This is a genomic window from Teichococcus deserti, assembly GCF_001982615.1.
GTDB lineage: Bacteria > Pseudomonadota > Alphaproteobacteria > Acetobacterales > Acetobacteraceae > Pseudoroseomonas > Pseudoroseomonas deserti.
In genome coordinates this window covers 1-1,885 of the sequence record NZ_MLCO01000162.1, presented here as the reverse complement: position 1 = coordinate 1,885, position 1,885 = coordinate 1, and the positions used below count along the sequence as shown (strand labels likewise).

The following is a 1,885-nucleotide window of genomic DNA, read 5'->3' as shown; positions in this document are numbered from 1 at the left end:
GGCATGGGCGGCGCCGGCGGCAGCGGGGCCGCGGGCGGCTCGGCCGGGTTCAGCCGGAAGGAGAGCTTGAACAGGAAATCCGTGCCGTGCAGCCAAGCGATGCCGGCCTCGATATGCTCGCTGGCCCAGTGCAGGCCGAGATTCACCCGGCTGTTGGCCTCGCCGCGCAGATTGGCGCGGCGGGCGGGATAGCCGCCGCGCTCGTCGCGCAGGGCATCCGCGCTCCATTCGACCTTGGCGCGGAAGCCCTCGACATCGCCCCAGGGGGTCGGGATGGCGGGGATGGAATATTCGACGCCGAAGAAGGGAGAGACATCCTCGCCGCGGAACAGGCCGGTCTGCAGGCTGCCGCCGCGGCCGACATCGCGCGGGCGGTCGCGGAAACGGCTGTCGCCCAGCGCCAGCGGGCTGGTCCATTCGCCGCCCGTCCCCAGCCGCCCCCAGCCCAGCCCCGCGGTCAGGTCGAAGCCGTGCCAGCGCTTGGAGGCCACGATGTATTCGCCGGCATAGAGGCCGGTGCCGATGAAGTCCTGCAGCCCGATGGCGATGGCGGGCCGGGTCTCGGTCTCCTCCACCAGGCGCAGCTTCAGGTCGAAGGCGCGGTCGGTGGTCATGCCCTGTCCGGTGGTGCCGTCCAGGCGCTCGGTCAGGCGGAAGGTGGTCTCGAGGAAGGGCAGCGCCTGGAAATTGACGAACCAGAAGCGGCGCTGGTGGCGCAGCGCGCCGCCGACCTCCAGCGTGCCGTCCTCGCGGAAGCGGGCGTTGCGCATCTCCAGCAGGCCGGCGCCGCCGAAATCGCTGCCGCTGGCCGGGATTTCCTCCGACCAGGCCGGCGCCGACCCCAGCAGGGCGGCCATCGCCAGGCCCAGCTTCCATCCCCCCCGCGGCATGATCCCCCCGGATCGATCATCACCACCGTGCAACGATGCTGACATGGCGCGAAAACAACCGCCAGGACAAAGCTCAGGGCGCGGATGGACAAGCGGACGCCGCGGCCCTTGAATGCCGCGCCATGACCTTCTCCCTGATCGGCCGTTGCGCGCGCAGCGGCCAGTTCGGCGCCGTGGCCACCACCTCGGGGCTGTCCATCGGCTCCCGCGTTCCTTTCCTGGCGCCCAAGGTGGGCGGGGTGCTGACGCAGCACCGCACCGACCCGCGCCTCGGCCCGCGCGGGGTGGAGCTGCTGCGCAGCGGCTGCAGCGCGCAGGAGACGATCGCGGCGCTGGAGGCCAGCACGCCCTATCACGGCTATCGCCAGCTGGCGGCGATCGACGCCGCCGGCCGCACCGCGCATTTCCACGGCGCGCGGGTGAAGCCGGCGCACAATGACGCGCATGGGGCGGATTGCGTGGCCATCGGCAATATCCTGGTCAGCGACCAGATCCCGGCCGCCATGGTTGCCGCCTTCGTGGCCGAGCCGGAGCGGCACCTCGGTGACCGGCTGATCGCCGCCCTGAAGGCGGGCGAGGATGCCGGCGGCGAGGGTCGTCCCCTGGTCTCCGCCGTGATGCTGATCGTGCACGAGGAATCCTTCCCCTATGCCGATCTGCGCATCGACAATGATCCGGACCCCATCGGCGCGCTGTCGCGGCTGTGGGACCTGTATTCGCCGAACCTGGATGAATACGTGCTGCGGGCGGTCGATCCCGACAATGCCCGCGGTGGCTAGGTAACGGCGGGGTCCGGGGGGATACGATCCCCCCGGCGGGGGCTTGGGGGCGGAGCCCCCATGCTTACTGCGTCAGCGCGCCGGTGATGCCCATGGCCCGCTGCGCGAAGGCGCGCTTCAGCTTCGGCATCCGGTCCACCGCGGCCATCCCCAGCCGCCGCGCCAGCCGCAGCGGCGGGAAGCGGTTGCCAAAGAGTTTTTCCAATGCATGGGTGG

At 71.1% G+C, this 1,885-nt stretch carries 2 protein-coding genes; one reads left to right on the top strand and one right to left on the bottom strand.

Features of this window, described 5'->3' with window-relative positions; translation table 11 throughout:
- Positions 1–890: YjbH domain-containing protein (locus tag BKE38_RS16270; RefSeq protein ID WP_165694205.1), on the bottom strand; the 890-nt coding region annotated here is incomplete at its 3' end.
- 122 nt (positions 891–1,012) lie between these two features.
- Here BKE38_RS16270 and BKE38_RS16265 point away from each other — a divergent pair.
- Complete coding sequence (locus tag BKE38_RS16265) at positions 1,013–1,669, top strand: DUF1028 domain-containing protein (protein ID WP_076958336.1); 657 nt, start codon at positions 1,013–1,015, stop codon at positions 1,667–1,669.
- Positions 1,670–1,885 lie beyond the last annotated feature (216 nt).

What these genes read in the sequence shown, in the direction of transcription:
- BKE38_RS16265 (WP_076958336.1), top strand. Translation starts at nt 1,013, where the DNA reads ATGACCTTCTCCCTGATCGGCCGTTGCGCGCGCAGCGGCCAGTTCGGC.